The organism is Micromonospora sp. NPDC007220 (assembly GCF_040634035.1).
Lineage (GTDB): Bacteria > Actinomycetota > Actinomycetes > Mycobacteriales > Micromonosporaceae > Micromonospora > Micromonospora reichwaldensis.
Genome location: NZ_JBEYEU010000010.1, coordinates 165080 through 192026 on the forward strand (window position 1 = coordinate 165080; position 26947 = coordinate 192026).

Genomic DNA, 26947 nt, shown 5'->3' on the forward strand with positions numbered 1-26947 from the left:
CGTCGGCCGCTACGGGGTCATACCGTCACGGTATGAATCTGGAGCTGCGACACCTGAGGGTGGTCTGCGCGATCGCGGAGACGGGGAGCGTGACCAAGGCGGCATCGACGCTCGGCCTGGCCCAACCGGCACTCACCGCCCAGCTCCAGCGCATCGAGCGGACCCTGGGCGGGCCCCTGTTCGAGCGGGACCGCCGCGGCGCCCGCCCGACCGCCCTGGGCGAGCTGGTGCTCGCCCGGGCGCGGGTGCTGCTGCCGGCGATGAAGGGCCTGCAGGACGAGGCGGCGCGGCTGGCCGGGGCCGGGGACGTGCCCCGCCGCTACCGGTTCGGCGGGGTGAACAGCCCCATCCTCGGCCGGCTCGTGCACCGGCTCGCCGCGGAGCCCCCACCGGCCCAGATCACCACCCACGCCTCCTGGTCGGCCGACGAGCTGGCCCAGCTCGTCGCGGGCGGCCGGCTGGACTTCGCGCTGATCGGGGTGTGCGGCGACGCGGCCCCGCCCGCCGAGCTCGGGTTGAGCTGGCGGGAGGTGGCCGTCGACCCGGTGCTGGTGCTGCTGCCGGAGCAGCACCCGCTGGCCGAGCACGCCGAGGTGAGCCTGGTGGACCTGAGCCACGAGCAGTGGGTCGCCGCGCCCGGCGACGGCTGCTTCGGCGACTGCTTCGCCGCCGCCTGCGCCCGCGCCGGCTTCACCCCCCGCAAGGTGTACGAGACCGACGTGCGCTGCTGCATCGACATGGTGGACTCCGGCGAGGCGATCGCGCTCTGCCAGGCCACCTTCCGCCCGGTCGCCGGGTTGGTCACCCGGATGCTGACCGGGACTCCGCTGCGCTGGCGGCTGATGCTGGGCTGGCATCCCGACTCCCCCGCCGCCCGCGACGCCGAACTGGTGCTGGAGTTCGCGCTGGCCGCGTACACCGACTCGCTGGCGGCGCACCCGGAATACCTGGCCTGGCTGCTGCGCAACCCGAGCTACGGGGCGCGGAGGCTGACGGCCGCCGGGGCCGACGGGGTGCGAACGGCGTAGCGCCGGGTATCAGGCGGACATGACCGATGCCTACCCCGCCGCCGACGACCGGGAGATCCTCCGGCAGGCCGCCGCCACGCACACCGCCGCCGCCCGCGACGTGGAGGCGTTCCTGCGTCGCCTGCCCGAGGTGCCCGACCCGGCGGACGTCACGGAGTACGCCAACCTGCTGACCCGCGAGGAGCGGGCGCGCGCCGACCGCGAGGCGGCTGCCGACGCCGCGGGCCTGACGATCGGCAGCCTGGAGAGCGACCACGGTTGACCACGGCGGGCGGCGCCCGGGTCCTCCCGGGCGCCGCCCTACCGCCGGCTCAGCGTTCGACGAGGACGTCGTGGCCCAGGTCGAGCAGGGCGTGCCGCCACTCGTCGTCGGCGTTGCCGCGGGGCGGCTTCTCGTCGAGCAGGGACTGGATCTCGTCGATCGCGTCCCGCATCACCCGGATGTCCTCCGGCGTGAGGTCCACCTTGCGTTTGGCCAGCACCCGCAGGATCCGCCGGCCCATCCCGGGCAGGTCGAGGTCCGGGTCGGGCCCGAACGACTCCTCCCCGGAGCCGCGGGTGAGCAACCACTGCCGCAACTGCTCCGACGGGACGTTCACCTGGGCGTGGAAGTCGTCCCAGAGCACCTCCACCTCGGGTTCGAGCCGCTGCTCGCGTACCATCAGCCCTCCTCTCGACGGCGGCGGTCGGACTCCGCCGGTTCCGGGTCGTCGCCCTGCTGGCCCACGCCCTCCGGCGGCATCCGCACCCGGGCGGGGTTGGCGGTCGGCGGGGCCACGATCGGATCGGTGCGCTCGCTCTCGTCCCGGGTCTCCTCGGGTTCGCTCATGTCCGCCCTCCGGTCATCGGGGATGGGACGTCGTGGCCGGGGTGTAGCCGCGCTCGCCGGCCGTCACGTCGAAGGCGAGTCGCCCGTCGCGGGCGTCCACGGTGATCTTCTGGCCGGGTGAGACCGCCGACTCCAGCAGCATCCGGGACAGCTGGTTGTCCACCTCCCGCTGGATGACCCGGCGCAACGGCCGGGCGCCGAACTCCGGCTGGTAGCCGTGCTCGGCGATCCAGTCGACGGCGGCGGTGGTGAAGTGGACCTGGATGTCCTGCGCGTGCAGGCGGCGGCGGGTCTCCTCCAGCAGCAGGCCGGTGATCTGGCGCAGCTGCTCGGCCTCCAGCCGGCGGAAGATGATCACCTCGTCGATGCGGTTGAGGAACTCCGGCCGGAAGTTCTCCTGGAGCCGGCGCATCAGCCGCTCGCGCAGCTCGTCGCGCTCCTGCTCGCCGCCCTCCGCGCCGGTGCCGAACCCGACGGCGCGCTGGGCGCCGGTGATCAGTTCCGAGCCGAGGTTGCTCGTCATGATCAGTACGGTGTTCTTGAAGTTGACCGTCCGGCCCTGGCTGTCGGTGAGCCGCCCGTCGTCGAGCACCTGGAGCAGGATGTTGAACACGTCGGCGTGGGCCTTCTCGATCTCGTCGAGCAGCACCACCGCGTACGGGCGGCGGCGGACCGCCTCGGTGAGCTGGCCGGCCTCCTCGTAGCCGACGTACCCGGGCGGGGCGCCGACGAGCCGGCTGACCGTGTGCCGCTCCTGGAACTCGCTCATGTCCACCCGGACCATCCGGTCGGCCTCGCCGAACAGCGCCTCCGCGAGGGCCCGGGCCAGCTCGGTCTTGCCGACGCCGGTGGGCCCGAGGAAGAGGAAGCTCCCCATCGGGCGGTCCGGGTCGGCCAGCCCGGCACGCGAGCGGCGGACCGCCTCGGCGACCGCGGTGACCGCGTCCTCCTGGCCGACCACCTTCTCGTGCAGGTGGCCCTCCAGGCGCAGCAGCCGGTCGCGTTCCTCCTCGGTGAGCTGGCTGATCGGGATGCCGGTGGCGCGGGAGACCACCTCGGCGATCTCCTGCGGCCCGACGGCCGGCACCTGCGACGGGCCGCCCTCGTCGCCCCGGGCCAGGCGGATCTGCTCCTCCACCTCGGCGAGCTGGTCGCGCAGCGTGGACGCCTTCTCGTACTGCTCGTCGGCGACGGCCTGCTCCTTGTCCCGGCGTACCTCCTCGAGCTGTGTCTCCAGCTCCCGCACGTCGGACGCCGGCGTGCGGGTGCGCAGCCGGACCCGCGCGCCGGCCTGGTCGATGAGGTCGATCGCCTTGTCCGGCAGGAACCGGTCGGTCACGTACCGGTCGGACAGCTCGGCCGCGGCGACCAGCGCCTCGTCGGTGAACCGCACCTGGTGGTGGGCCTCGTAGCGGTCGCGCAGCCCGCGCAGGATCGCCACGGTGTCGTCGACGGTGGGCTCCGGCACGAACACCGGCTGGAAGCGGCGGGCCAGCGCCGCGTCCTTCTCGATGCTCTTGCGGTACTCGTCCAGCGTGGTCGCGCCGATCACCCGCAGTTCGCCCCGGGCCAGCGCCGGCTTGAGCATGTTCGAGGCGTCCATGCCGCCCTCGCTGCCCGCCCCGCCCGCGCCGACCAGGGTGTGGATCTCGTCCAGGAAGACGATCAGCTCGTCGCGGTGCGCCCGGATCTCGTCGATGACCTTCTTCAGCCGCTCCTCGAAGTCGCCCCGGTAGCGGGTTCCCGCCACCAGGCCGGCCAGGTCGAGCTGGATCACCCGCTTGCCGAGCAGCGTCTGCGGCACGTCGCCGTCGCAGATCCGCTCCGCCAGGCCCTCCACGATCGCGGTCTTGCCGACGCCGGCCTCGCCGATCAGCACCGGGTTGTTCTTCGTCCGCCGGGACAGGATCTCGACGGCCTGCTCGATCTCGTCGGCCCGGCCGATCACCGGGTCGATCTGGTCGTTGCGGGCCAGGTCGGTCAGGTCCTGGCCGTACTGGTCGAGGGTGGGGGTGCCGCGGTCGGGCTTCGGCCCGGTCATCGGCCCGCGCTCGGCGCTGGCCGCCTGCAACGACTCCGGCTGGATCCGGCCGGCGGCGAGCATCCGGCCGGCCGGGGACTCCGGGTTCAGCGGCAGCGCCATCAGGATGTGCTCGGGGCCGATGTAGTTGGCGCCCATCGCCCGGGACAGCTGGTGGGCGTCGAGCAGCGCCCGCTTGGCCGCGGGGGTGAGCGACAGGTTGGGCGGCACCTCGCCCTTGGGCGCGCCGTCGCCGCGCCCACCGAGCGCGTTGAGCAGCGTGTCCGGGTCGGCGCCGGCGCGCCGGACGAGGTCGCGCAGCGGTTCGCGTTGCAGCGCGGCCCAGAGCAGGTGATCCGTGTCGAGGTCGCTGCTCTTCCGTTGGGCGGCCCGGCGGGCCGCGTCGGCCAGCATCTCCCTGGCGTCGGCGGTCATCAGCCGGGTGATGTCGACCCGGTGCGCGGGTCGGCGCCCACCCTCGCCCCGGCCGAAGTACCGGGCCAGGAACTCGTCCCAGGGGTCGGAGCCGAAGTCACCGGGTCCCATCATGTCTGTCCTCCGCAGTCGGGCGCGACGGTCGCCAGGGGCTACCCGGCGGTCCGCCCGACAAACGCCACCACCCGCGCCGCGACCCGCCACGATGGCCCCGGGCGATGTGTGCGAGGAAGGGCCCCTCGTCAACGCCTGCGGTAGCGGAAGGGTCCCTTCCTTGCACCTGAGCCGGCGGGTGGCAGGCTGGCGGGATGGAGCCGACGATGCCGCTGCTGATCGTGGACGCCGCCAACGTGGTGGGGTCCCGCCCGGATGGTTGGTGGCGGGACCGCGCGGGCGCGACCGCCCGGCTGCGCGACTCGCTGGCCCCGGTGGCCGCCGCCGGGCTGCCCCCGCAACTGCCGCCCCCGGTGGAGGTGGTGCTGGTGGTGGAGGGCCGGGCGCGGGACGTGCCGGGCACGGCCGGGGTCCGGGTGGTGGCCGCGCCCGGGTCCGGCGACGACGCCGTCGTCGACCTGGTCGCCGCCGCGCCGCAGCGCCGGCGGCTGGTCGTCACCGCAGACCGTGAGCTGCGGGAACGCGTCGTCGCGCAGGGCGCGGAGGTGTACGGGCCGCGCTGGCTGCGGGACCGTCCGGCCCCGCCCGGGTAGTCCCGTCAACCGGACTAGCAGCGCTTCCGGTCGACAACCGGTCAGCGGGGCAGGAACACTGACAGGGCGGATGTTCTCTCACCGTGAGGGATAGGCTCTAATGGAGGCCTCCCCGCCCCCAGGAGGTTTCGCCGTGGCGAGCGTCGCCGAGCTCAAGGCAGCCATCGATGTCGCGCTGCAACAGATCGGCGACGGCCAGAGTGCCGTGCAGGCGGCCGGGGAGAAGCTGGCCGAGGCGCAGCAGACGCTGGCCGGCGCGCTGGAGGGCAGCGGGCACGAGACCGTCGAGGCGGCCCAGTCCTCGCTGACCCAGGCCAGCCAGGAGCTGGAGGAGTGCCTCGCCGCGACACTCGTCGCCGTCGAGCAGGCGCAACTCTACGTCGCGACGCTCTGAGGTTCGGCCGTGTCCATCGTCGAGGACGTCGGCGCGCAGGTCCGCGCCGCCGCCGATGACCTGCCGCTCGCGCAGCTGGCCCTGGCGCTCGAGAAGTTCGGGCTGGCCGCCGAGCGGCTGCGCTGGGTCCGCCAGGAGTCGGCCGACCCGATGGGGGTGCCGGAGCTCTCCGCCGCCACCGAGCACGCCGAGACCGCCGGCTACGCGCTACGCGTCGCGCAGGAGCAGCTCTCGGCGTACCTGGCCGCGATCGGGCTGGCCGCCGACGGCTCCCCCGCCCCCAGGCCGCAGGAGCAGCGGCGCCGGCCCGCGCACGACGCGCCGCGCGAGGCGGCCCCCGGGGAGCCGGCGCCGGAGCCGGCCGCCGACGCGACGCCCCGCCGCTGGTGGGCGGTACGGGTGGCCGAGCTGACGGGCGGCCGGGAGGGTGCGCCCGAGCAGCCCGACGAGAAGGTCGACGACGCCCGGGAGCTGCTGCGCCGGGTCGTCGGCGGGGTCCGCGCCGGCGACCGCGACCGGCTGCACAGCGAACTGCGTCGCGCGCACGCCGACGTCGGCCTCGGCCTGGCGGCGGTCGCCCCGCCGCTGCTGCGCGAGCTGGCCGGTGAGCTGCTCGGGCACCCGCCGCGCGCCGAGGACCTCGGACGGCTGCACCGCGAGCTGGACGGCCGGGTGCGGGACCTGCTGCCCGGCCTGCCCCCCGCGGTGCTGGACACGCTGCTGACCCGGATCTGCCGGATGCCCCCGCCCCGGCGCGGCGAGGCGGAGCAGCCGCACGCCGCCGACCCGGCCGTCACCGCGGGGGTGCTCACCGGGGTGTTGCTGGCCCGGCTCGGCCGGGACCTGCCCACCGAGGACGAGCGGGCCCGGCAGGCCGAGACGGCCCGGGAGCGACGCGCCGCCGCCGAGCGGGACCGGCAGGCGGAGACCGCCCGCGACCGGGCCGACGACGCCGAGTGGCAGCGACGAGCCGCCGCCGCGAAGGGCCGGGTTGCCGACGCACGGGAGCGGGTCGCGGCGGCACGGGACCGGGCGGAGGCGGCACACGACCAGTCGACCGCGGCCCGGGAGCGGGCGGCGACCGCCGGCCAGGCCGCCCCGAAGCCGGACCGGACGACGACACAAGGCCGGCCCGATCCGACGGCCGACCGGGCAGCGACGCACGGCCGGCCCAGCCCGACGCCGGACCGGGCGGCGGCGCACGGCCGGCCCGGCGGGTCGACGGGCAACGGCGGGTCGGCTGGCGGCGCGCCGGCCAACGGTGGCGCACCGGGCAGCGGCGGATCGACGGGCGATGGCGGCGCGTCGGCGGGCCGCGGTGGACCGGCCGCCGACGGTGCCGCCGCGGGACGGCCCGGATCGGCCGGCCGCGTCTGGTCGAGCCCGCCCGCGGGCCGGCCGGCGTCGGGCGGCACCCCGGGCCCGCGCGGGCGGGGCGTCGATGGCTGACCGGCGGAGCCAGCTGGTCACCCGGGCCAGGGGCATGCTGGGCGAGGCCCTCGGCGCCACCCGGACCCGGCTGTCCAGCGCGCAGGCCGAGCTGACCACGGCCCGGGAGCGGCTGGCGAAGGTCCGGCGGGCCGCGTCGGTCGTACCGGAGCGGGTGGGCGCGCAGCGCGACCGGCGGCTGGCCGAGATCGACGATCGGCACGCCGCACGCATCGCGGAGCTGGCCCGGCGGGCGGCGGACGCGGCGCAGCGGGAGGCCCCCGGGGCGGCCTCCGCGGACTGGACGCGGTGGCACCCGACCCCGACCCGGCGGGCCGAACCGCCGGGCGCGCTGCGCATCGGCACGGTACGCATCCCCGGCGCCGAACCGGTGCCGGCGCTGGTGCCGCTGCTCGACGCCGGCCACGTCGAGCTGACCGGGGACGACCGGGAGGGCTGCGACGCGGTGGTGTCGGCGCTGCTGCTGCGCGGCGTCGGGCGCGCCGATCCGGGCGCCGTACGGCTGGTCGGCTACGACCCCGAGCACCTGGGCGGCGGCCTGGCCGGTTTCGCCCCCCTCGGCACGGCCGGGCTGCTCACCTTCGTCGGCCCGGGCGGCTTGGCCCGGCTCCTCGACGACCTGGTGGAGCAGATCCGCCGGATCAACGAGACGGTGCTGGCCGGGGAGTACGTCTCGCTGCGCGAGCTGGCCGCCGCCACCGGTCGCCGGCCCGAGCCGTGGCGGGTGGCGGTGCTGCTGGGCGGGGACGAGCTGTCGCGGCACGAGCGCGGCCAGCTCGACCGGGTGGTCCGCACCGGGGCCGCCTGCGGCGTGCACCTGGTGGTGCGGGGCGTGTCGCTGCCCGAGGATCCCACCGTGACCCGGGTGGGCGCGTACGCCGACGGCGCCCGGATCGGCGGGCCGAACGGCCTGCCCGTACGCCTCGATCCGCCGCCCCCGCCGGTCCTGGTCACCGAGACCTGCCGGGAGGTGGCGGCGCGGGTCAACGCCGGCCCCGCCCCGACTCCGTTCACCGACCTGCTGCCGCCGGTGGAGCAGATGTGGCGGGAGGACTCCGCCACCGGGCTGACCGCCCCGATCGGCGAGGGCCCGCACGGCCGGCCGGTGCTGCTCACCCTGGGCGACTACCCGCCGCACGCGTTGATCGGCGGCCCGTCCGGCACCGGCAAGACGAACCTGATCTTCGCCTGGATCGGCGCGCTGGCGGCCCGCTACTCCCCCAGCGAGCTGGAGTTCTACCTGCTGGACTTCAAGGAGGGGGTGTCGTTCGCCCGGTTCGCCAAGGGCCGGCGGGACCCGAGCTGGCTGCCGCACATGCGGCTCGTCGGGATCAACGTCAACACCGACCGGGAGTTCGGCCTGGCGTTGCTGCGCTTCCTCGCCGAGGAGCTGCGGCGGCGGGCCGACGCCGCGAAGAAGCACGAGGTCACCAAGCTCGCGGAGCTGCGCGCGGTCGACCCCACGGGGCACTGGCCGCGGATCGTCGCGGTGGTCGACGAGTTCCAGATGCTGCTGGCCGGGCGGGACGTGGTCGCCCGGGAGGCCGCCGACCTGCTGGAGGACCTGGCCCGGCGCGGCCGGTCCCAGGGCATCCACCTGGTGCTCGCCTCGCAGGACGTACGCGGCATCGAGGCGCTGTGGGGACGGCCGGCCCTGGTCGCGCAGTTCACGTTGCGCATCGCGCTGCCGAAGGCGCTGCGGATCCTCGCCGAGCGCAACGACGCCGCCCAGTCCCTGCCGCGCCACCACGCGGTGGTCAACGCGGAGTCCGGCATGGCGGAGGGCAACCAGGTGGCCCGGATCCCGTCGGCCAGCGACTGGGAGACGTGGAGCGAGTTGCAGCACCGGCTGTGGCGGATGCGCCCGCAGGACGCCGCGCCGGCCCGGCTCTTCGACGGCGACGCGATCCCCCGCCTCGCCGACGCGCCGGACTTCCGGGCGCTGGCCGCGCCGGAGACGGGGCACCCGCGTACGCCGGTCGCGCTGCTCGGCGAGATCATCGACGTGCAGTCCCGCTCGGCGGCGTTGCGGCTGCCCCGGGCTCCCGGCCGCAACCTGGCGGTGCTCGGCACCCGGGTGGACGAGGCGTGCGCGGTGCTCGACGCGGCGGCCCGCTCCCTGGCCCGCCAGCACCGCCCCGGCACGGCCCGGTTCTCGATCGCCTGCCTCGACCCGGACGCCGACCCGGCCGCCCGGTCCCTCTACGAGGATCTCGCCGACGACGCCGCCTGGTACGACGAGGAGACCGTCGGCGAGCTGATGGCCGAGACCGCCGAGGGGCTCGGTGCGCCGGGCATGCCGCACTACCTGCTGCTGTTCGCCGTCGACGCGGCGGCCGGGGCGTTGGCCACGCGGATCGGCCGGCGCACCGGGCTGGAGGAGCTGCGCCGGATCCTGCACGACGGGCCGGAGCGGCGCACCCACGTGCTGGCCTGGTGGCGGGGCGTCGCCCGGATGCGGGCCGACCTGGGCGGGCCGGCGGCCCGGACGGACCAGATCGGCGCCTGGGTGGCGCTGGACGCCCACGGCGGCGAGCTGGGTTCGTCGCTGTATCCGGGGACGGGCGGCCCGGACTGGTATCCCCGGCCCTGGCGGGGGCTGTTCTTCGATCGGGCGGTGCACCGCACCGGCCAGGTGATCATTCCCTACGGGCCGGCGCGATGAACGAACCGGTGACCAGTGAGTCGTACGCGGCCCAGATCCGTCGGCTGGCCGAGCTGAGCGCGCGGGTGCGCGTCCAGCGGGCCGAGGCGCACACCTGGCACGCCCAGCAGTGCGCGGCGGCCGAGCGGGCCGTCGCCGAGGCGGAGGCCGAGCTGCGGCGCGCGGAGCGGGAGCTGGTGGACGCGCGGGAGGAGCAGGAACGGGTGGACGCCGAGGTCGCCGACCTGTGGCAACTGCTGCGCGGCCGGCTCGGCGGCTCGGGTCGCCGGGCGGGCGGGCCACCGGCGCCGGTGCCCGGCGCGACGGGCGACCCTGCTCCGCTGCTGGCCGGCGTGCGGGACCTGCTCAACCGCACCCGCCAGCCGGGTGACCTGCCGGGCTCGGTCAACCCGCTGCTGGCGTTGTGCGGGGTTGCGGGCGCGGTGCTCGCGTACGCCCTCGGTGGCGCGGCCCGGGCGGCGGGCGAGCGGTACGGCGGCGAGCTCGGGGTCGGGCTGCCGGTGCTGGCCCTGGTGGTGACGCTGCTGGGTCCGCTGGTCGGTCTGGTGCCGGCGAAGGTCCTCGCCGACCGTCGGCACGCCGTGCTCGGCCCCCGGCCGATGACCGTCGTGCTCGTCGCCGGGCTGGTGACCACGGTCGCGCTGCTGGTCGCCGGCCGCTGAACCGCGGCTCCGTCGCCGTGCCAGCGCCGGCTGGCCGGCCGCACACGCGGCCGACGGCAGCCGGGGTCGTCGCCCCGCCGCCGAAACGGTGGCCCGCTCAGGCGGGGACCAGCACCGCCTCGCGCAGGAGGCGGCGGGCCAGGGTGATCCGGTCGGCGTCGTCGTCCAGGCCCGGCAGGTCGCCGACCCGGACGGACCCGGCGCCGAGCAGGGCGTGCACGGCCGGCGCGCACGACGCGGGCAGGGTGATCGTGCGGTCGAACAGCACGAGCGCGACCTGGTCGCCCCGTGGGGTGAGCCGCCAGCGCAGGCCGGGTCGCGGGACGAGCCGCGTGTCGGCGTCCAGCGCCGCCAGCGCTGCGGCCTGGGCCAGGGGTCGGATGGGCGCGGGCCGCGCGGCCGGCCAGGCGCGCTGCCGCAGCCGGGCGGCGACGGCCGCCGGGTCGGCCCGCAGCAGCCAGTCCCGCAGCGCCTCCACCGTCTCGGTCAGCTCCGGCTCGATCGCGTCCGGATCGGCGACGTCGGTGCCGAACGGCAGCGTGGCGCGCAGCCGCGGGTCCTCGGCGGCGAGGGCGAGCAGCTCCTCGACCAGGGCGTAGCGGGTCAGCGCCCGGACGCCGACGGTCAGGTGCAGCGAGCTGGACTCCTGGGCCTGCGCGCTGTGCAGCCAGCCGCGGGGCAGGTAGAGCGCGTCGCCGGGGGCGAGCACGACGTCCAGCGTGGCGGGCCCGTCGGCGGTGGCGGCGACCTCGTCGGCCCGGCCGCCCCACGGCTGCTTCTCCAGCGGGTCCGGCAGCACCGGCGGGTGGATCCGCCAGTGCTTGCGGCCGTCGACCTGGAGGACGAAGACGTCGTGGGTGTCGTAGTGGGTGGCGAAACCCTGGCTGCCGGCGGGGGTCAGGTAGGCGTTGACCTGCAACGGCTGCCCGACGGCGGTGCCGAGTTCGCGGGTAAAGTCGGTCAGGGCCGGCCAGGTGCGGTGCAGACCCTGCAGGACGAGGGTGGCGCCGCCGGCGTACAGCTCCAGCACCCGCTCGTCGAGGACCTGGTCGGCGATCTCGGCGCCGGCACCACCGCCGCCGGTGAAGCGGGCCGCCGGCACGAGCTGGCCGTCCTTGGCGATCCGCAGGAACGGCGTACGCAGGCCGCGGCGGCTGAGCAGCTCGTCTGCGTCAGCGGGGCTGAGCAGGTCGGTGAAGCCGGCCCGGTTGGGCAGTTCGTCGGCGCGGGAGAGCAGCGGGGTGCGTCCCCAGTGGGCGGCGGCGAACTTCGCCGGCTCGACCGACACGCAGCGGGCGAGCGCGGCCGAGGCCTCGGACGGGACCGCCGGGCGGCCGTCGCCGCCCGGCGGGTCGATGTCGGTCATGGCGGTCCGTCAGGCGCTGCCGTCGGCGCCACCGTCGTGCTGGCCCGGCGTGGCACCGCCGTCGGCGGGACCCTCCGCGCTGCCGTCGGCGCCACCGTCGTGCTGGCCCGGGGTCGCACCGCCGTCGGCGGGACCCTCCGCGCCCTGGTCAGCGCCCTGGTCGGCGCCACGCTCGGCACCGCGGTCGGCACCGCCGTCGGCGCCACCGTCCTGCTGGCCCGGGGTTGCGCCGCCGTCGGCCGGGCCCTCGGGGCCGCCACCGCTGCTGGTCTGCATGTCGTCGTCGTTGAGTGCCATCGGTGCTCCCTAGGGATGTGCCGCCCCGCCGTTACGCCGGGGTCCGTCGTGCAGCGGGTGGTACCCCACACGCGATCTTCTCTAACCACACCGTAGACGTCCTTTCCGGTTCACACCGGCGGTTCGCCGTGCCCGGTCAGGGCCGCCAGCAGGCACGTCGCGGCGCGCCGTGCGGGTCCGACGCCGACGGCACGGGGGTTCGCGCCGCCCGGCGCGGCGGCTCCGACGGTGACAGGATGGTCCTGTTCGAGCAGGAGGTGGCGATGACCGACCCGACCGGGCCGCGCCCGCTGGAACCGGTGACCGAGCAGTGGCAGCGCGCGCTGGCGATCGTGGCGCACCCCGACGACCTGGAGTTCGGCGCCGCCGCCGCGGTCGCCCGCTGGACGGCGCAGGGCAGGCAGGTCGTCTACTGCCTCGTCACCAGCGGCGAGGCCGGCATCGACGCGATGCCCCCGCCGCGGGCCAGGGAGGTGCGGGAGCGGGAGCAACGCGAGTCCGCCGCCCTGGTCGGGGTGGAGACCGTGGAGTTCCTCGGCCTGCCCGACGGCATCCTGGAGTACGGCGTACCGCTGCGTCGCGCCCTGGCCGGGGTCGTCCGCCGGCACCGCCCCGAGATCGTCGTCACCAACAACTTCCGGGCCACCTGGGACGGTGCGTACGCCCTCAACCAGGCCGACCACATCGCCACCGGCCGGGCGGTGCTGGACGCCGTCCGCGACGCCGGCAACCGGTGGGTGTTCCCGGAGCAACTCGTCGACGGGATCGGGCCGTGGAACGGGGTGCGCCAGGTCTGGGCCGCCTCCTCGCCCCTCGCCGCGCACGGGGTGGACGTCACCGACACCTTCGCGCGGGGCGTGGCCTCGCTGCGGGCGCACGACGCGTACCTGAGCGGGCTGGGCGACGGCAGCTTCGACCCCGAGGAGTTCCTCGAAGGGCTCTGCCGCCCCGTCGGCGCCCGACTGGGCGTCCGTTACGGCACCGCCTTCGAGGTCTTCCACTTCGACCTCTGGTGAGGGACGGCGGATGATCCTGCTCGGCACCTCGGGATGGCAGTACCGCGACTGGCGGGGCCGCTTCTATCCGGCCGGGCTGCCGCAGCGGCTCTGGCTGGAGCACTTCGCCGCCCGGTTCGCCACGGTGGAGGTCAACAACGCCTTCTACCGGCTGCCCGAGCGCGACACCTTCGCGGCCTGGCGGGCCCGTACCCCCGACGACTTCTGCGTGGCGGTGAAGATGAGCCGCTACCTCACCCACGTCAAGCGCCTACGCGACCCCGCCGAGCCGGTGGCCCGCTTCCTGGGCCGGGCCACCGCGCTCGGCGACCGGCTCGGCCCCGTGCTGGTGCAACTGCCGCCGAACCTGCCCGCCGACCCGGCGGCGCTGGACGCCACGCTGCGGCTCTTCCCCGCCGAGGTGCGGGTCGCGGTCGAGCCGCGGCACCCGTCATGGTGGACCGACGCCACCCGCGCCGTCCTGGAGCGGCGGCGGGCGGCGCTGGTCTGGGCGGACCGGCTCGGCCGGCCCGTCGCGCCCCGCTGGCGTACCGCAGACTTCGGCTACCTGCGGCTGCACGAGGGACGGGCCAAGCCCTGGCCCCGCTACGGCCGCACGTCGCTGGCCTCCTGGGTGCGCCGGCTGGCCGACGCGTTCGGCGACGACGAGCCCGCGTACGTCTACTTCAACAACGACCCGGGCGGCGCCGCCATCGTCGACGCGACCGCCTTCGCCGCGCTCGCCCGCCGGGCCGGCCGGTCGGTCAGCCGCGTACCCGGGACGCCCCCGGCCCTCGACGACGAGGACGAGGGAGAAGTGGCGCCGAGCGGGCCGGCGTGAACGGCGCGCGGTCCGCTCCGCCAGGGGCGGAGCGGACCGTCGCGGACGTGCGGCGCGTCAGGGAAGGATGTTCGCCATGTCCCGGGGCATCGTGGCCTTCACGTCCTCCCACTCGCCCTGGGTCACGTGGCGGCGCAGGGTGTCCAGCACCACCTGCACCACGCGCTCCGGGCCGCCCTCGACGTCGTACGGGAAGCCCTGCCGGACCTCCAGCAGGAAGTCGTCCCGGTTGAGCTTGATCGGCACGTCCGACGGCTTCCAGCCGTCGAAGTAGATCCCGCGCACCAGCACCGGGAGCTGCGCGGCGAACTCCACGCTCTCCTGCACCGGCATCCGGTCGCGCAGCAGGTGCAGCACCGTGCGCAGCGCGCAGTAGGACTGGTTGCGTTGCTCCTTGGGCCAGCCGTAGGCCTGCTCGATGTCCTTGAGGATGATGTTGGTCTTGTCCATCGAGGACTCGAACGCGGAATGCAGCTGCTCAGCCATCTGTCCACCCCCGTACGTCGGTCTCCCACCGTCGGTCGTCGTCACGTCGCGGCGGCCCCACCGGGCCGCGCGGCTGCCGGGTCGGACCGACCCGGGCAGGGCGCGGCGCCCACCGGGCGTCGGGGGACGACCCGACGACGTGCAGCACGGGGCCGCGTCGTCGACCCGGGACCACCCGAACCGTCATCTCCACCCACCTCCGTGGTGTCGCCTGCCGCGGCCACGGTCTGCCGCACACACCGTCCATGCTGCGTGGCGCCGGGGTGAGCGGCCCTCACCCCGACGGAGTGAACCGCCCGGCTCAGTCCGCGTCGAGCAGCCCGGCGAGGGTCGCGGCGTTGGTCTGCGCGAAGTCGCGGTAGCAGTTGTTGAGGAGGACGTGGGTCTGCCCGGTTGAGTCGGCCAGCTCGCGCAGCTTCGGCGCCCAGTCGCGCAGCTCCCGGTCGGCGTAGCGGTAGCCGAACTTCTCGTGGATGTCCTTGCTGGTCCACTTGTCGCTGTGCCCGTGGAAGCGGACCACCGCGAGGTCCGCGGTGGCGGCCAACACCGGGGGCACCGACGAGCGGTGCCCCTGCGGCATGTCCACGCAGACGTACGCCAGCCGGTGCTCGCGCAGGAAGTCGAGGGTCTCGTCGGCGTTGTCGCCGTCGAACCAGGAGGCGTGCCGGAACTCGTAGACCGGGCGCAGCGGGGCGCAGCGCTTCGCCACCTCCAGCAGGTACTGCTTGTTGTCCCGCCTGATGGTGAACCAGGGTGGGAACTGGAACAGCAGCGCGCCGAGCTTGCCCGCCTCGACCAGCGGGTCCAGCGCGGCGAGGAAGCGCGTCCACACCTCCTCGTACGCCTGCGGCGGCAGGTCGTCCGGGTACAGGTTCTTCTTCCTCGTGTCCGGCCGGAGGTCCTTGTAGAGCGCGCCGACCCGGGTCGGGTGCCCGGTGAGCAGGCTGAACGCCTTGACGTTGAAGGTGAAGCCGGCCGGGGTGCGCTCGGCCCAGAGCCTCGCCGTCCGCTCGGCGGGCGGCGAGTAGTAGGTGGCGTCGACCTCGACCAGCGGGAACTGGCGGGCGTAGTACGCCAGCCGCTTCTCCGGGGTGTCGGCGGTCTGCGGATACCAGCCGGAGTCCAACAAGGTCCGGTCGGTCCAGGAGGCGGTGCCGACCTTGATCTCACCCATCGGTCGACCTCGCCGCGGTCCGGACCGACCGGCAACCGCTGGCGGGGATCAGGCCGCCCGACGTTCCCGGTTCTGCTTGCACTGCACGCAGGTGGTGGCGGAGGGGAAGATCTCCAGCCGCTCGACGGGGATCGCCGAGGTGCAGCCCTCGCAGAAGCCGTAGGTGCCCTCCTCCAGCCGGGTGAGGGCGTGCTCGTACTGGGCGCGGCGGTCGAGGATGGTCCGCAGCAGGGACTGCGCGGTGTCCCGCTCCGCCGTCTTGGTGCCGCTGTCGGCCTGGTCGTCACCGGCGGTGTCACCCACCTCCACCAGTCGCAGCACCTGGCTCTGCAGCACCGCCTGCTCGTACTCCGCGGACAGCTCGTCGTAGCGGGCCTGCAGGGAGCGCCGGATCTGGTCGATCTCCGCCTGGGATCGGCCCGTACCGATCGTGTCGTGGACGAGCATCGCTGCCTGCCTTTCTGGCCTGGAAGATCCGCCGGGGCACCGGGTAGGTGCGCCCGGCGCCGTGGTGGTCTGCGCGCGGGCGGATCACCCGCGCTCTGTGAGCCGGGCGAATACCCCGGCACGTCGACCGTCAAACCGACGACTTTTCGCCGTGTCACGGCGTCAGGGCGACACCGGGGACTCCACCAGCGCCGGATGCCGGGGATCGTCGGCGCGGACCACGACGTCGGCGAAGGAGGCCGGTGCGACCTCGTCGGCGTACCGGGCGAAGGCGGGCAGCGTCCACCGCTGCGCGGGGTCGGTGCGCCGGTCCAGGGCGGCCGGGGAGAGCACCAGGTGGACCGTGACGTCGAAGGGCAGGCCCCCGCCGAGCAGCAGTGCCCCGCTGACCAGCACGACTCCCCCGGGCGGCAGGTCGACGTACGCGGCGCGGCTGGCCCGGTCGGTGGTGGCGTCCCACAGCGAGGGCAGCACCCGTCCCGAGCCGCCGGGCCCCGCCGGGTCGAGCACCTCCCGGCGCAGCCCCGGCTCGTCGACCCAGCCCTCGTAGAACGCGTCGGGGTTGGTCCGGCCGAACTCGAGGCGCACCGACGCGGGGCGGAGGAAGTCGGCGGCACGTACGTGCAGCACGGGCCGGCCGAGCGCGCGCAGCGGGTCGACCAGCGCGGCGGCGAGTTCGTCCGGGCCGGCCGCCGGGGCGCCGTCGACGGCCACCCGCAGCCGGCCGGGGGCGTCGGTGCCGGCGAGGCGCTCGGTCAGCTCGGCGACGAGCAGCTCCGGGGAGATGGGTCGGATCCGCATCCGACCATGGTGCCCCGCCGGCCGCCCCGGACGGGGCGCGGCGGCCGGCGCCCGCGCCGTGGACGGTGCTCGCGCGGTGGGCGGCGTCAGCCGTTGCGGTCGATGGTGACGCGGGCGTCGTCGGCGAGCCGGTAGCCGACGCCGTAGACGGTGGTGACCAGCGGGACGTCGACGCCGACCTTGCCACGCAGCCGACGGACGTGCACGTCCACGGTACGCACGCCGGCGTGCTCGTAGCCCCAGACCGCGTTGAGCAGCTGCAACCGGGTGAAGACCCGGCGGGGGTGGGCGACGAGGTGCAGCAGCAGGTCGAACTCCAGCCGGGTCAGGGGCAACGGCTCGCCGTCGCGCAGCACCGACCGGGACGAGGCGAGGATGTGCAGGGTCGGGATGGTGGCGGCGACCGGGCGCGACGGCGCGCGGCCGGCGGGCACCGGGTCGGGGCGGCGTTCGACGGTGGCGGTGATGACGGTGCCCTCGCCGCGTTCCAGCATCTCCCGGGCGGCCTCCAGCAGCCGTCGGGCGGGCGCGGTCAGCGACTCCTCGGATGCCAACGGGATGTTCAGGGTCACCGTGAGCATCGGTGCGGCCGTGTTGGCGGGGCGACGCTGGCCCCCCGGGGGTCGTCCGGGAACAGCGGGCTGGGACGTATGCCATCCGGCGCGCGACGAGGCGGGGCTGACCGACATGGTCCTCCTTGGCTGGTCCGGGTATCTCCCCACGGCCCGGGACGCCGCTCCATCGATGCTTCCCGGCGCCCGGGCGAGGGTCAAGGGGCGGCTGCGTTGCATGAATGTGACAATTGACGAACGCATCGGAGCCGGATGCTCGCTCTGCGTACGAAGCCTGATGATTACAGCAGAGCCGCCGGGTTGACCCGATAGGGGGGTGCCCGCCCGGTTCACGGTGGTCGGCGCGGGTGCGCCGGGAATGGATCAGCGTGGATCGCGTCGGCCCTCCGGACGGCCGTGGGCACGCGACCGGGGTGCCGCGCGGCGTACCGGCGACGGGACACTGCGGACGCGGACGCGGCGGCGCGGCGCGCCCAAGGCCGGGCACGCCGCGCGGGTGGCGCCGTCAGCGACTGCGCTCGATCTCGATCCGTGCCTCGTCGGCGAGGCGGTAGCCCACGCCGTAGACGGTGGTCACCACCGGCATGTCCGGGTCGAGCTTGGCGCGCAGCCGGCGGACGTGCACGTCGACGGTGCGCGCCACCGCGTGCTCGTAGCCCCACACCCGACTCAGCAGCTGGAGCCGGGTGAACACCCGGCGGGGCTGCTCCGCCAGGAACAGCAGCAGGTCGTACTCGATGCGGGTCAGCGGGATCACGCGGGAGCCCTGGTGGATCACCCGCGAGCCGGTGGCGATCCGGATCGCCTGGGGGTCCACGACGGCCGGCACCGGCCGGGGCGCCGCCGGCCGGTCCTCGGCGACGCCGGGACCCAGCCGCCCCTCCCCCGACTCGGCGAGTTCGCCGATCAGCTCCAGCAGCCGGGCCAGGCGGGGGCTCACCGGCCCCGGGACGAGGTCGAGGGTGATGGTGACGGTCGGGGCGGAGCGCGGTCGGCCCGCTCCGATCCGCTCGGGGCGCGCGGTCGAGTGGTGTCGGGTGGGGATGGCGACGACGGACATGGAGCCTCCTGGGCGGCGGTGCCGCCACGCCCGGTGGAGCGTGACGGTCAGGACGGCGCCCGACCGGCGGTCACCGGGGGCGCGGGGGCGGACGTGGGCTGCGGCGGGGTGGGGCCGAGCACGGGCAGGCCGGCGAGCCGCCAGGCGACGAAGCCGCCGACGACGTCCGTGGCGTGGCGCAGCCCGAGATCCTGGAGGGCGGCGGCGGCCAGCGAGGAGGTGTAGCCCTCCTGACAGATGACCATCACCCGCAGGTCGTAGCCGACGGCCTGCGGCAGCCGGGCCGGACAGCGGGGGTCGAACCGCCACTCCAGCACGTTGCGCTCGATCACCAGCGAGCCCGGCACGGTGCCGTGGGCGGCCCGCTGGGCGGCCGGGCGGATGTCCACCAGCAGGGCCCCGCCCCGGTGCGCCAGGTGTGCGCGCTCCGGGTCCAGCCGGTCCAGCCGCACCCGGGCGGCGGCCAGGATCTCGTCGATGCCCCGGGAGCCCGGCGGCGCCACCGGGGCCGGACACGCGTGCGGGTCGTCGGTCTGCGGCATGGTCGTTCCCTCCACTGGTTGCTGACGGTGCACGTACGACGGCGGGCCGCCGGCGCGGGGCGGGCGGCGCGCAGGGGGTCGCGGGCGGCCCGGGCGCGACGGCGCCGCGCTCACCAGGCCACCCCGGCCTCGGCCACCTCGGCGACGCGCAGCCGGCCGTCGGTGAGCCGGTAGCTGGTCATCCGGCGCAGTGCGGGCCGGTAGACGTGGACGCTCACCGCCGGCTCGTCGTCCCGGTTGGACACCAGGTGCACGTGCCGCGGGCCGAAGCGACGCCCGGACCCGGCCGGCAGCCGGTGCGGGCGGAGCACGCCCCCGCCGACCGTCTCCTCGGTCAGGACTCCGGAGACGACCAGGAACGCGCCGCCGCAGCCACCGTGGTCGTGCAGATCGGTGCCCTGGCCGGGCAGCCAGCTCAGCGCCCACACCTCGTGGTCGGTCTCGTGCGCGAGCCGGGCGTACCAGCGGGAGACCGGGTCGAAGCGCAGCGGCACCGGCCAGCGGGCGGGGTCGGCGGCCCACCGCCGGGCGGTGGCGAGCAGGTCGGGTGGGCGTCGGTCGGGCATGGCGGTCCTCGCGGTTCGGCGGTGCGTCGACCAAGCATAGGCTGCAAACCCTATTGGTTTAGTAGGCATTCCCAGGGGCTGGGACGCGGCAGCGGCGGACCGGCGGATCCACCCGGCAGGCCGGCCGAGCAACGCACCAGGGGAGCGTCCGACTAACCTGGACCGGTGAGTGAGGAACTCGACGCGGAGACGCTGGCGTTCGCGCACCGGATGTTCGACCTGGCCCGCGACGGGGCCACCGCCGAACTCGCCGACTACGTCGACGCGGGGCTGCCAATCGACCTGACCAATGACAAGGGCGACACCCTGCTGATCCTCGCGGCGTACCACGCCCACGCCGAGACCGTCGCCGCGCTGCTCGCCCGCGGTGCCGACCACTCCCGGACCAACGACCGGGGCCAGACGGCACTGGCCGCCGCCACCTTCCGCAGCAGCGCCGAGGCCGTCCGGGCGCTGCTCGCCGCCGGGGCCGACCCGCACCACGGCAACCCGTCGGCGGTGGAGACCGCCCGCTTCTTCGACCTGCCCGAGATGCTCTCGCTGCTGGCCGCGCCGACCGGCTGACGCCGACGCCCGGCGCATCCGGTCCGCGCCCGGTATACAGGGTCGGTGGAGGATCCGCTGCCCGAACAGATGCGCACCGCCGCCACGGCGCTGCTGGCCGCGCTGGACGAGCCCGCCCGCGCCCAGGCCGCCCACCGGTTCGACGACGAGGCGGCCCGCCGCTGGCTCGAGTACCGGCCGCGACCCCGGCCCGGGGTCTGCCTGGCCGACCTCGACCGCGCCGGGCGCAAGGCCGCGCACCGGCTGCTGGCCACCGCGCTGAGCCCACCGGCGTACGCCCAGGCGATGGCCATCGTCGCGCTGGAGGAGGTGCTGGACCGGGCGGAGGGATGGCGCCGGGGCCGGCACAGCGGCGACTACTGGGTGGCAGTCTTCGGCGACCCGGCCCGCGACGACGCCTGGGCGTGGCGCCTGGAGGGGCACCACCTCTCGGTGAGCATGACCGTGGTGGCCGACCAGGTCTCCCCCGCGCCGATCTTCCTCGGCGCCAACCCGGCCACCGTCCGGTACGCCGGCCGCCCGGTCTCCCGGCCGCTGGGCGTGGAGGAGGACCTGGCCCGCGCCCTGCTCGACGCGATGGGCCCGGCGGGCCGGACGGCGGCGATCGTCGCCGACGAGGCGCCCGGGGACATCATCAGCGCCACCCGCGCCCGGGTGGACGGGCCGCTGGAGCCGCTCGGGGTGCCCGCCGACCGGCTCGGGCCCACCGGGCGGGCCCTGCTGGACCAGCTCGTGGCGCTCTACCTGGACCGGCTCCCACCCGAGCTGGCGGTCCGGGAGGCGCGCCGGCTGGACTCCGGGCAGCTGCACTTCGCCTGGGCCGGCCCGACGGCGCCCGGCCGGCGCCACTACTACCGCGTGCAGGGCGACGACCTGCTCATCGAGTACGACAACACCACCGACGACGGCAACCACGCGCACACCGTCCTGCGCCGCCCGGCCAGCGACTTCGGCGCGGACGTCCTCGCCGCCCACCACGCCGAATCCCACCCCCACCCCCGCTAGCCCTCTCCCCCGCTAGCTGCCCCCAGCACCGCCCCGCCCACCCCCAGCCTCGTCGATCATGCAGTTGTGGCGCCCCGCGAAAGGGGCGAACAGTCCTCAACCGGCCACCACAGCTGCATGATCGGCGCCGCCGGGGCGGGCGGGGCGGACGGAGCGGGGCGGGGCGGGCGGGGCAGACGGAGCGGGGCGGGGCGGGACGGACGGAGCGGGGCCGGGCAGGGGTGGGGGGTCAGGGGCGGTGGTGAGCCAGGTCGACGGTGGAGTCGGAGGCGCTGGAGAGCGCGTCGAAGGTGGTGGGCTCGGCCCGGCGACCGGCGTCGAAGCGGCGCACCAGCCGGGCGCCCAGCGCGACGCCGACGGCGCCGATGCCCAGGGCCACCAGCTCGGTGAGCAGCAGCACGACAGAGGCGCCCCGCTGCGGCGCGTCCGCGCGGACTAGGCAGGAGATCAGGAACAGCGCGGCCATCGCCACGTTCACCAGGTTGAAGGTGACCGCCGTGCGCCGGGTCCGGTCGACCGGCACGTCCCACAGGTCGATCATGCCGGCCACGGCGGTCAGCGCGGCGGCGACCAGGGCGGCCACGGACGTCCAGTAGCCCACCTCACCGAGGAAGGCCGGCCCGCCGAGCACGTCGGTCAGGTCGAACACGGTCGCGCTCACGAAGAGCCCGAACGGGAACGTCACCAGCATCGGTTGGATCGGGTGCCCCTGCACCCGCAGCCGGCTCTGCATGGTTCCTCCCCAGGTAGGCACACGTCACCAGTCCAGGGTGCTACCCGGGCGCCCGTACGCCGAAACGACACGCGGCCCGCCGGCCACCAGCGTCACGCAGGTCCCGATGGTCACGCCGGCCACGGAGGGCCCGCGGCGTCACCGCAGCACCGGCCGGCTGGCGGGTTCAGTTGTCCCGGGGGCGCGACACGGTGGCGACCAGCCGGTCGGCCACCTCCCGCAGCGGGATGTCCAGCGACGACGCCGCGCTGCGCAGCACGTCGAGCGCCTCGCCGGCCACGCAGCCGCGCTGGGTCATGATCACGCCGATCGCCTGGCCGATCACCCCGTCGCCGAGCACCGAGGGCTCCAGTTCCCCGACCTCGGCCGCCTTGCGCGCCCGGTCGCGGACCGCCGCGAGGAGCAGCCCGGCGTGCTCGGCGAGCAGCATCGCGGTGAGCTGGTGCCCCGGGGTGAGCAGGTCGTCGGGGCCGGCGTACAGGTTGATCGCCCCGATCACCTGTTCGTCGACGTCGACCGGCGCGGAGATCACCCCGTGCACGCCCAGCTCCCGGGCCCGCGGCGTCCAGGACGGCCAGCGCACCTCGCGGTCCAGCCGGTCGGAGAGGATCATCTCCCGCCGCCGGATCGCGTCCATCGCCGGCGAGTCGGGGCCGTGCCGCAGGTCGTCCAGCCCCGCCAGGCGCGCGTCGGAGGCCGCCACCCCGGCCGGTTCGCCGGCGCGCAGCGCGGTGAAGCCGCACCAGCTCACGCCGGCCACCGCCTCGCGGGCGGTACGCACCAGCGCGTCCAGCGCCTCGTCGAAGTCCTCGACCGCGATCAGCGCGGCCGTCAGCTCGCGCAGCAGGGCGGCGGTCTCCAGGACACCGAGCCGCTCCACCGCCGGGTCCCACATCTCCAGGTTCACCGCTCCACAGCCCCCACCGTCCCGGGGCGTGCTTCCGCACGGCCGACCGGCGCCGTCACGTGTTCCATCGTCTGGTCTCTCCCGACTCCTCGGACCCGGCCTACTACCCTCGCAAACCGGGATCGAAACGGCGCAAAAGGGGGCCCCTTCCTGCGCCCGAAGGCGCCGGAAGGGGCCCCGGAGCGTCAGCGCGACGCGGAGCTGAGCCGCCGCCCCACCGAGGCGATCAACCGGTCCAGCTCCGAGCCGAACGGGTTGTCGTGCACGAGGTACGTCCAGGTCGCGCTCGGCCGCACCAGCTTCGCCTCGTCCGGCTCCCAGTCGTCGGTGAACTCGGTCTCCTCGAAGGTCTCGATCGTCCGCCGCTCGATCTCCGGGATCAGGTTGTTGAACGCCGGCACGGCCGCCCGGTGGAACTCGTCCAGCGGATCGAGCCGACCCAGGGCGCGCAGGTGCACGCCCTCGCGTACCTCGGAGAGCTCCGCGAGGTGGTCCGTCCAGAGCCGGTCGAGGTGGTAGAGGGCGATCGAGCGGGCGACCCGGGCGAGCAGGTCCTCGTCCATCTCACCGGCCTTCTCCGGCACCCGGTCCAGCAGCATCAGCGCCGCGACGTCGCTGGTCAGCAGCCGTTCCCGGCGCTCCGCGAGGGCCTTGCGCTGCTGCTCGATGACGACGCTGTAGCGCCAGGTGTTGCGGTGGATCTCGTGGTTGACGCCCTCGGCGACCCGCTGGGCGTGCTCGACGGCGTACTCGACCTGGTCGTCGGTGACCAGGCCGTCGGCGTTCATCCGGGGCGAGGCGGGAACGGCGTCGCCGGCGTGCCGGGCGACCAGGTCGTCCTCCAGGCTGACGAAGAAGACCGATCCGCCCGGGTCGCCCTGCCGCCCGGCCCGGCCGCGCAGCTGGTCGTCGACGCGCCGGCTGTCGTGCCGGCCGCTGCCGATGACGTAGAGGCCGCCCAGCTCGGCGACCCGGTCCCGGTCGGTCTGGTCACTGCCGCCGAGGCGGATGTCGACGCCCCGGCCGGCCATCTGGGTGGAGACGGTCACCGCGCCGTACGCGCCGGCCTCGGCGATGATCGTCGCCTCCTCGTCGTCGTTCTTCGCGTTGAGCACCACGCAGGGCACCCCGATGGCGTTCAGGCCGGCCGCCAGCCCTTCGGACTCCTTCACGTCCAGGGTGCCGACCAGCACCGGCCGCCCGCGCTCGTGGTGGCGCTTGATCTCGTCGACCAGCGCCTCCTCCTTCTCGGCCCGGGTGGCGTAGATGCGGTCCGTCTCGTCCTCGCGCACGCACGGGGTGTTCGGCGGGATCACCGCCACCTCGAGGCCGAAGAACTCGCGGAGCTGGTCGCCGACCAGCACCGCGGTCGCCGTCATGCCGCACACCTTGGGGTAGAGCGCGATGTACGCCTGCACGGCGATCGTGCCGAGCACCTCGCCCTCGGCGGTGGCGTCGAGGCCCTCCTTGGCCTCCACGGCCGCCTGGAGCCCGTCCGGCCAGCGGCGGCGCTGGGCGACCCGGCCCCGCATCTCGTCGATCAGCTCGACGGAGCCGTCGCGGACGATGTAGTCGACGTCGCGGTGCAGCAGGGCGTGCGCGTGCAGCGCCACGTTCACGGCGGAGAGCTGCGCGACGTGCTCCTCGTCGTACAGGTCGATGCCGAGCTTGGCCTCGACGGCGGCCAGGCCGGCGGCGGTGAAGGCGACACTGCGGCCGTCCTCGGCCACCGTGTAGTGCTTGCCCTTGCGCAGGCCCCGCACCTGCGCGGCGGCGGCGTGCACCGGGTCCTGCTCGCCGGCGACCGAGCCGGCGAGGACCATCGGCACCCGGGCCTCGTCGATGAGGATCGAGTCGGCCTCGTCGACGATCGCCGTGCGCAGCGGCGGCTGCACCCGGTCCTCCACGTCCGTGACGAGCTGGTCGCGCAGGTAGTCGAAGCCGGCCTCGCTGACCGAGACGTAGGTGACGTCGCAGGCGTACGCCTCGCGCCGCTCCTGCGGGGTGGACGCCTCGTTGACCCAGCCGACGCTCAGGCCGAGCAGCTTGTAGACCGGCTCCATCCAGAGGGCGTCGCGCCGGGCCAGGTAGTCGTTGACGGTGAGCACGTGCACCGGGCCGTTGCCCAGCCGGACGTGCCCGTAGGCGGCGATGGTCGCGGTGAGCGTCTTGCCCTCACCGGTGGCCATCTCGGCGACCTTGCCCGAGAGCAGCGCCATCGCGCCCAGCAGCTGCACGTCGTACGGCCGCTGGTCGAGGCCGCGGCGGGCAGCCTCGCGGCCGATCGCGCAGATCTCCTCGTAGCCCGTGGCCTTGCCGGCGGCCTCGGTCAGCTCGGCGTCGTCGAGCGCCGACAGCTCATCCTCGCGCGCCTCGACGGCCGGCAGCAGCTTCTCCAGCGGCCCCAGGTCGACCGTCGTCCCCGGGCGCTGGAGGAACCGGCGGAACCTGGTCTTCAAGCGTTGCGACACACCCATGAGCGGCAACGGTACGCGACCGGAGCCCGCGTTGGCGGCCCGCCCGGCGCGCCGCCGCGCGGGTGTCGTCGCCGGGCGGGTCGCGGGCGTGGACCGCTCAGCTCACCAGGAGCTGGTGCGTGGCCAGCTCACGGTAGAGCGGGCTGGTCCCGGTCAGCTCGTCGTGGGTGCCGGTGGCCGCCACCCGGCCGCCGTCGAGCACCACGATCTGGTCGGCGTCGACGACGGTGGAGAGGCGGTGCGCCACGATCAGCAGGGTGCGCCGGGCGGCGACCGCGTCGATGGCCCGGCGCAGCGCGGCCTCGTTGCGGGCGTCGAGGTTGCTGGTCGGCTCGTCGAGCAGCAGCACCGGCGGGCCGGCCAGCAGGGCGCGGGCGATCGCCAGCCGCTGCCGCTCGCCGCCGGAGAGCAGCACCCCGCCCTCGCCCACCTGCACGTCCAACCCCTCGGGAGCGCGCTCGGCGAGGTGGCCGAGGTTGACCTCGTCGAGCACCGCGCGCAGCCGGGCCTCGGTGGCCTCCGGCGCGCTGATCAGGAGGTTCTCCCGCAGCGTGCCGGCCAGCACGGGCGCGGACTGCTCGACGTAGCCGATCCGGGCGCGCAGCGCGTCGCGGGGCAGGTCCCGCACGTCGACCCCGTCGATGCGCAACGCGCCCTCGGTGACCTCGTAGAAGCGCTCGACCAACGCCAGCAGCGTCGACTTCCCGGCGCCCGACGGGCCGACCAGGGCGGTGCGGGTGCCGGCCGGCACGGTGAAGCTCACCTCGTGCAGCACCGGCAGGCCGCCGGGGTAGCCGAAGCCCACCCGGTCGAACTCGACGGACGCCGGGGCCCCGCCGGGCAGCGCCCGGGCCGGGACGGACGCGGGCCGGTCGGCGGCCCCCTCGACCGGCACGGCGAGCATCTCCTCGATGCGCTGGAGCGCACCCAGCCCGGTCTGCAACTGGGTGTAGGCGTGCACCGCCTGCCCGAGCGGAAGGACCAGGAAGAACAGGAACATGATGAAGGCGACCAGGTCGCCGACGGTGATCGCGCCCGCCGCCACCCGCGCCCCGCCCACCCCGAGGACCAGCAGGAACGCCCCCTGGATGGTGACGCTGCTGGCCGGGCCGACGAACGCCTGCACCCGGGCCACCCGCAGGCCCGCCGCGTACGCCCGCGCGGCGCTGACGCCGATCGCGTCCGCCTCGCGCCGCTCCGCCCGCGCCGCCCGGATCGTCCGGGCTGCGGAGATGGCGCGTTCCACCGCCGAGGTCATCTCGCCGACGCGTTCCTGGGCGGCGCGGGCCAGGCCCCGCACCCGGTGGGCGAAGGCGACGGCGATGCCGATGCCGGCGGCCACCCCGAGCAGGGTCACCCCGAACAGCACCGGGTCGAGCAGGACCATCGCGCCCCCCGCGCCGAGCACCATCACGGCGCCGGTGACGACCTCGAACAGGCCGGAGGTGACCACCGCGCGCAGCAGGGTGGTGTCCGAGCCGACGCGGGAGAGCAGGTCGCCGGTGCGGCGGCGGTCGTACTCGGCGATCGGCAGCCGCAGCAGGTGGCCGGCAAGCCGCCGCCGGGTGCCCAGCACGACCCCCTCCGCGGTGCGTTGCAGAAGGTAGTCCCGCACCCCGCCGATCGCCGCGGCCACCAGCACCAGGGCGACCAGCGCCGCGACCAGGCCGGCCACCGACCGGCTGCCGGAGAGCCCGTCCAGCACCGAGCGGGTGAGCAGCGGTTGTGCCAGTGACGCCGCCGCGCCGGCCAGCGACAGCGCGCCCACCACGGCGAGGGTGCCGCGGTGGGCGCGCAGGTACGGCAGCAGGGCGGCCAGGCCGATCCGCCGGTCCGCCACGGGGGCGCCCGGACCGCCGGCGGCGGTCGGCACGGGGTCGTCGGCGGTCGTCACGGGAGCGGCGGTGGTCATGGCTGGCACGGTA

General features: G+C 75.5%; 27 protein-coding genes and 1 pseudogene. 11 read left to right on the plus strand and 17 right to left on the minus strand.

Going from position 1 to position 26947, the window contains the following annotated elements:
* Positions 1-32: 32 nt before the first annotated feature.
* Complete coding sequence (locus ABZ573_RS19685; RefSeq protein ID WP_151454307.1) at positions 33-1028, plus strand: LysR family transcriptional regulator; 996 nt, start codon at positions 33-35, stop codon at positions 1026-1028.
* Between the two features lie 19 nt (positions 1029-1047).
* A complete protein-coding gene (locus tag ABZ573_RS19690; protein ID WP_132237913.1) occupies positions 1048-1290 on the plus strand; it encodes a hypothetical protein in 243 nt (80 codons plus the stop codon).
* Between the two features lie 49 nt (positions 1291-1339).
* On the opposite strand, the gene ABZ573_RS19695 is transcribed toward ABZ573_RS19690, so the two are convergent.
* The 3 genes from ABZ573_RS19695 to ABZ573_RS19705 are packed head-to-tail and all read right to left on the minus strand — an operon-like array spanning position 1340 to position 4426.
* Positions 1340-1690: a DUF3140 domain-containing protein gene (locus ABZ573_RS19695; RefSeq protein ID WP_132237915.1), complete on the minus strand. Its 351-nt coding sequence runs from the start codon at positions 1688-1690 to the stop codon at positions 1340-1342.
* Positions 1690-1857: a hypothetical protein gene (locus ABZ573_RS19700; RefSeq protein ID WP_165947855.1), complete on the minus strand. Its 168-nt coding sequence runs from the start codon at positions 1855-1857 to the stop codon at positions 1690-1692. Before ABZ573_RS19700 ends, ABZ573_RS19695 begins: the two co-directional genes overlap by 1 nt.
* Positions 1858-1870: 13 nt before the next feature.
* Entirely contained in the window at positions 1871-4426 is a 2556-nt protein-coding gene (locus ABZ573_RS19705) for an ATP-dependent Clp protease ATP-binding subunit (protein WP_358119661.1), read from the minus strand.
* 194 nt (positions 4427-4620) lie between these two features.
* Here ABZ573_RS19705 and ABZ573_RS19710 point away from each other — a divergent pair, with 194 nt between their 5' ends.
* The 5 genes and pseudogenes from ABZ573_RS19710 to ABZ573_RS19730 all read left to right on the plus strand — a co-directional run bounded on the left by ABZ573_RS19710 (position 4621) and on the right by ABZ573_RS19730 (position 10189).
* Positions 4621-5019 carry a hypothetical protein gene (locus tag ABZ573_RS19710; protein ID WP_151454309.1) on the plus strand — a complete coding sequence of 133 codons (399 nt, stop codon included), beginning with the start codon at positions 4621-4623 and terminating at the stop codon, positions 5017-5019.
* Between the two features lie 133 nt (positions 5020-5152).
* Positions 5153-5413 (plus strand): hypothetical protein, encoded by a 261-nt coding sequence (locus ABZ573_RS19715; protein ID WP_089000636.1) that lies wholly within the window; start codon positions 5153-5155, stop codon positions 5411-5413.
* Between the two features lie 9 nt (positions 5414-5422).
* A pseudogene (locus ABZ573_RS19720) lies at positions 5423-6439 on the plus strand (hypothetical protein); the annotation flags it as partial.
* Between the two features lie 415 nt (positions 6440-6854).
* Positions 6855-9527 (plus strand): FtsK/SpoIIIE domain-containing protein, encoded by a 2673-nt coding sequence (locus ABZ573_RS19725; protein WP_358119664.1) that lies wholly within the window; start codon positions 6855-6857, stop codon positions 9525-9527.
* The gene (locus tag ABZ573_RS19730) at positions 9524-10189 is read left to right on the plus strand and encodes a hypothetical protein (protein WP_151454311.1); all 666 of its coding nucleotides are present in this window, start codon (positions 9524-9526) and stop codon (positions 10187-10189) included. Before ABZ573_RS19725 ends, ABZ573_RS19730 begins: the two co-directional genes overlap by 4 nt.
* Positions 10190-10286: 97 nt before the next feature.
* On the opposite strand, the gene ABZ573_RS19735 is transcribed toward ABZ573_RS19730, so the two are convergent.
* Both ABZ573_RS19735 and ABZ573_RS19740 read right to left on the minus strand, forming a co-directional pair.
* Positions 10287-11555: a cupin domain-containing protein gene (locus tag ABZ573_RS19735; protein WP_358119667.1), complete on the minus strand. Its 1269-nt coding sequence runs from the start codon at positions 11553-11555 to the stop codon at positions 10287-10289.
* A gap of 9 nt (positions 11556-11564) precedes the next feature.
* Positions 11565-11852 (minus strand): hypothetical protein, encoded by a 288-nt coding sequence (locus ABZ573_RS19740; protein ID WP_151454313.1) that lies wholly within the window; start codon positions 11850-11852, stop codon positions 11565-11567.
* A 236-nt stretch (positions 11853-12088) separates the two neighbouring features.
* On the opposite strand from ABZ573_RS19740, the gene ABZ573_RS19745 reads away from it, so the two are divergent.
* Positions 12089-12868, plus strand: a complete 780-nt coding sequence (locus tag ABZ573_RS19745; RefSeq protein WP_358119672.1) for a PIG-L deacetylase family protein — start codon at positions 12089-12091, stop codon at positions 12866-12868.
* Positions 12869-12878: 10 nt separating this feature from the next.
* Positions 12879-13688, plus strand: a complete 810-nt coding sequence (locus ABZ573_RS19750) for a DUF72 domain-containing protein (protein ID WP_358119675.1) — start codon at positions 12879-12881, stop codon at positions 13686-13688.
* A gap of 57 nt (positions 13689-13745) precedes the next feature.
* On the opposite strand, the gene ABZ573_RS19755 is transcribed toward ABZ573_RS19750, so the two are convergent.
* The 8 genes from ABZ573_RS19755 to ABZ573_RS19790 all read right to left on the minus strand — a co-directional run bounded on the left by ABZ573_RS19755 (position 13746) and on the right by ABZ573_RS19790 (position 19336).
* A complete protein-coding gene (locus tag ABZ573_RS19755) occupies positions 13746-14174 on the minus strand; it encodes a DUF2267 domain-containing protein (RefSeq protein WP_151454315.1) in 429 nt (142 codons plus the stop codon).
* 301 nt (positions 14175-14475) lie between these two features.
* A complete protein-coding gene (locus ABZ573_RS19760; protein WP_358119680.1) occupies positions 14476-15348 on the minus strand; it encodes a DUF72 domain-containing protein in 873 nt (290 codons plus the stop codon).
* A gap of 48 nt (positions 15349-15396) precedes the next feature.
* Complete coding sequence (locus ABZ573_RS19765) at positions 15397-15795, minus strand: TraR/DksA C4-type zinc finger protein (protein WP_089000644.1); 399 nt, start codon at positions 15793-15795, stop codon at positions 15397-15399.
* A gap of 162 nt (positions 15796-15957) precedes the next feature.
* Positions 15958-16596 (minus strand): uridine kinase, encoded by a 639-nt coding sequence (locus ABZ573_RS19770; RefSeq protein WP_132237939.1) that lies wholly within the window; start codon positions 16594-16596, stop codon positions 15958-15960.
* 86 nt (positions 16597-16682) lie between these two features.
* Positions 16683-17285: a winged helix-turn-helix domain-containing protein gene (locus tag ABZ573_RS19775; protein ID WP_151454317.1), complete on the minus strand. Its 603-nt coding sequence runs from the start codon at positions 17283-17285 to the stop codon at positions 16683-16685.
* 388 nt (positions 17286-17673) lie between these two features.
* Positions 17674-18228 carry a winged helix-turn-helix domain-containing protein gene (locus ABZ573_RS19780; protein ID WP_358119684.1) on the minus strand — a complete coding sequence of 185 codons (555 nt, stop codon included), beginning with the start codon at positions 18226-18228 and terminating at the stop codon, positions 17674-17676.
* A 47-nt stretch (positions 18229-18275) separates the two neighbouring features.
* Positions 18276-18770: a rhodanese-like domain-containing protein gene (locus ABZ573_RS19785; RefSeq protein ID WP_358119687.1), complete on the minus strand. Its 495-nt coding sequence runs from the start codon at positions 18768-18770 to the stop codon at positions 18276-18278.
* 110 nt (positions 18771-18880) lie between these two features.
* Complete coding sequence (locus tag ABZ573_RS19790) at positions 18881-19336, minus strand: cysteine dioxygenase family protein (protein WP_151457758.1); 456 nt, start codon at positions 19334-19336, stop codon at positions 18881-18883.
* A gap of 165 nt (positions 19337-19501) precedes the next feature.
* Here ABZ573_RS19790 and ABZ573_RS19795 point away from each other — a divergent pair, with 165 nt between their 5' ends.
* Together ABZ573_RS19795 and ABZ573_RS19800 are read left to right on the plus strand one after the other, a co-directional pair.
* Positions 19502-19900: an ankyrin repeat domain-containing protein gene (locus tag ABZ573_RS19795; protein ID WP_151457759.1), complete on the plus strand. Its 399-nt coding sequence runs from the start codon at positions 19502-19504 to the stop codon at positions 19898-19900.
* A gap of 45 nt (positions 19901-19945) precedes the next feature.
* Positions 19946-20905 carry a DUF3500 domain-containing protein gene (locus tag ABZ573_RS19800; RefSeq protein ID WP_358119691.1) on the plus strand — a complete coding sequence of 320 codons (960 nt, stop codon included), beginning with the start codon at positions 19946-19948 and terminating at the stop codon, positions 20903-20905.
* Positions 20906-21134: 229 nt separating this feature from the next.
* On the opposite strand, the gene ABZ573_RS19805 is transcribed toward ABZ573_RS19800, so the two are convergent.
* The 4 genes from ABZ573_RS19805 to ABZ573_RS19820 form a co-directional block, all read right to left on the minus strand.
* Positions 21135-21638, minus strand: a complete 504-nt coding sequence (locus ABZ573_RS19805; protein WP_132237952.1) for a DUF2231 domain-containing protein — start codon at positions 21636-21638, stop codon at positions 21135-21137.
* A gap of 166 nt (positions 21639-21804) precedes the next feature.
* Positions 21805-22545 (minus strand): GAF and ANTAR domain-containing protein, encoded by a 741-nt coding sequence (locus tag ABZ573_RS19810; RefSeq protein ID WP_358119694.1) that lies wholly within the window; start codon positions 22543-22545, stop codon positions 21805-21807.
* A 185-nt stretch (positions 22546-22730) separates the two neighbouring features.
* Positions 22731-25022 (minus strand): accessory Sec system translocase SecA2, encoded by a 2292-nt coding sequence (gene secA2 / locus ABZ573_RS19815; RefSeq protein ID WP_358119697.1) that lies wholly within the window; start codon positions 25020-25022, stop codon positions 22731-22733.
* Positions 25023-25119: 97 nt separating this feature from the next.
* Complete coding sequence (locus ABZ573_RS19820) at positions 25120-26934, minus strand: ABC transporter ATP-binding protein (protein ID WP_358119700.1); 1815 nt, start codon at positions 26932-26934, stop codon at positions 25120-25122.
* Positions 26935-26947: the final 13 nt, after the last annotated feature.

Bases quoted from the DNA above. Each gene is read 5' to 3' on its own strand.
- ABZ573_RS19685 (WP_151454307.1), top strand. From the start codon at position 33: ATGAATCTGGAGCTGCGACACCTGAGGGTGGTCTGCGCGATCGCGGAG.
- ABZ573_RS19690 (WP_132237913.1), top strand. From the start codon at position 1,048: ATGACCGATGCCTACCCCGCCGCCGACGACCGGGAGATCCTCCGGCAG.
- ABZ573_RS19695 (WP_132237915.1), bottom strand. From the start codon at position 1,690: ATGGTACGCGAGCAGCGGCTCGAACCCGAGGTGGAGGTGCTCTGGGAC.
- ABZ573_RS19700 (WP_165947855.1), bottom strand. From the start codon at position 1,857: ATGAGCGAACCCGAGGAGACCCGGGACGAGAGCGAGCGCACCGATCCG.
- ABZ573_RS19705 (WP_358119661.1), bottom strand. From the start codon at position 4,426: ATGATGGGACCCGGTGACTTCGGCTCCGACCCCTGGGACGAGTTCCTG.
- ABZ573_RS19710 (WP_151454309.1), top strand. From the start codon at position 4,621: ATGGAGCCGACGATGCCGCTGCTGATCGTGGACGCCGCCAACGTGGTG.
- ABZ573_RS19725 (WP_358119664.1), top strand. From the start codon at position 6,855: ATGGCTGACCGGCGGAGCCAGCTGGTCACCCGGGCCAGGGGCATGCTG.
- ABZ573_RS19730 (WP_151454311.1), top strand. From the start codon at position 9,524: ATGAACGAACCGGTGACCAGTGAGTCGTACGCGGCCCAGATCCGTCGG.
- ABZ573_RS19735 (WP_358119667.1), bottom strand. From the start codon at position 11,555: ATGACCGACATCGACCCGCCGGGCGGCGACGGCCGCCCGGCGGTCCCG.
- ABZ573_RS19740 (WP_151454313.1), bottom strand. From the start codon at position 11,852: ATGGCACTCAACGACGACGACATGCAGACCAGCAGCGGTGGCGGCCCC.
- ABZ573_RS19745 (WP_358119672.1), top strand. From the start codon at position 12,089: ATGGTCCTGTTCGAGCAGGAGGTGGCGATGACCGACCCGACCGGGCCG.
- ABZ573_RS19750 (WP_358119675.1), top strand. From the start codon at position 12,879: ATGATCCTGCTCGGCACCTCGGGATGGCAGTACCGCGACTGGCGGGGC.
- ABZ573_RS19755 (WP_151454315.1), bottom strand. From the start codon at position 14,174: ATGGCTGAGCAGCTGCATTCCGCGTTCGAGTCCTCGATGGACAAGACC.
- ABZ573_RS19760 (WP_358119680.1), bottom strand. From the start codon at position 15,348: ATGGGTGAGATCAAGGTCGGCACCGCCTCCTGGACCGACCGGACCTTG.
- ABZ573_RS19765 (WP_089000644.1), bottom strand. From the start codon at position 15,795: ATGCTCGTCCACGACACGATCGGTACGGGCCGATCCCAGGCGGAGATC.
- ABZ573_RS19770 (WP_132237939.1), bottom strand. From the start codon at position 16,596: ATGCGGATCCGACCCATCTCCCCGGAGCTGCTCGTCGCCGAGCTGACC.
- ABZ573_RS19775 (WP_151454317.1), bottom strand. From the start codon at position 17,285: ATGTCGGTCAGCCCCGCCTCGTCGCGCGCCGGATGGCATACGTCCCAG.
- ABZ573_RS19780 (WP_358119684.1), bottom strand. From the start codon at position 18,228: ATGTCCGTCGTCGCCATCCCCACCCGACACCACTCGACCGCGCGCCCC.
- ABZ573_RS19785 (WP_358119687.1), bottom strand. From the start codon at position 18,770: ATGCCGCAGACCGACGACCCGCACGCGTGTCCGGCCCCGGTGGCGCCG.
- ABZ573_RS19790 (WP_151457758.1), bottom strand. From the start codon at position 19,336: ATGCCCGACCGACGCCCACCCGACCTGCTCGCCACCGCCCGGCGGTGG.
- ABZ573_RS19805 (WP_132237952.1), bottom strand. From the start codon at position 21,638: ATGCAGAGCCGGCTGCGGGTGCAGGGGCACCCGATCCAACCGATGCTG.
- secA2 (WP_358119697.1), bottom strand. From the start codon at position 25,022: ATGGGTGTGTCGCAACGCTTGAAGACCAGGTTCCGCCGGTTCCTCCAG.
- ABZ573_RS19820 (WP_358119700.1), bottom strand. From the start codon at position 26,934: ATGACCACCGCCGCTCCCGTGACGACCGCCGACGACCCCGTGCCGACC.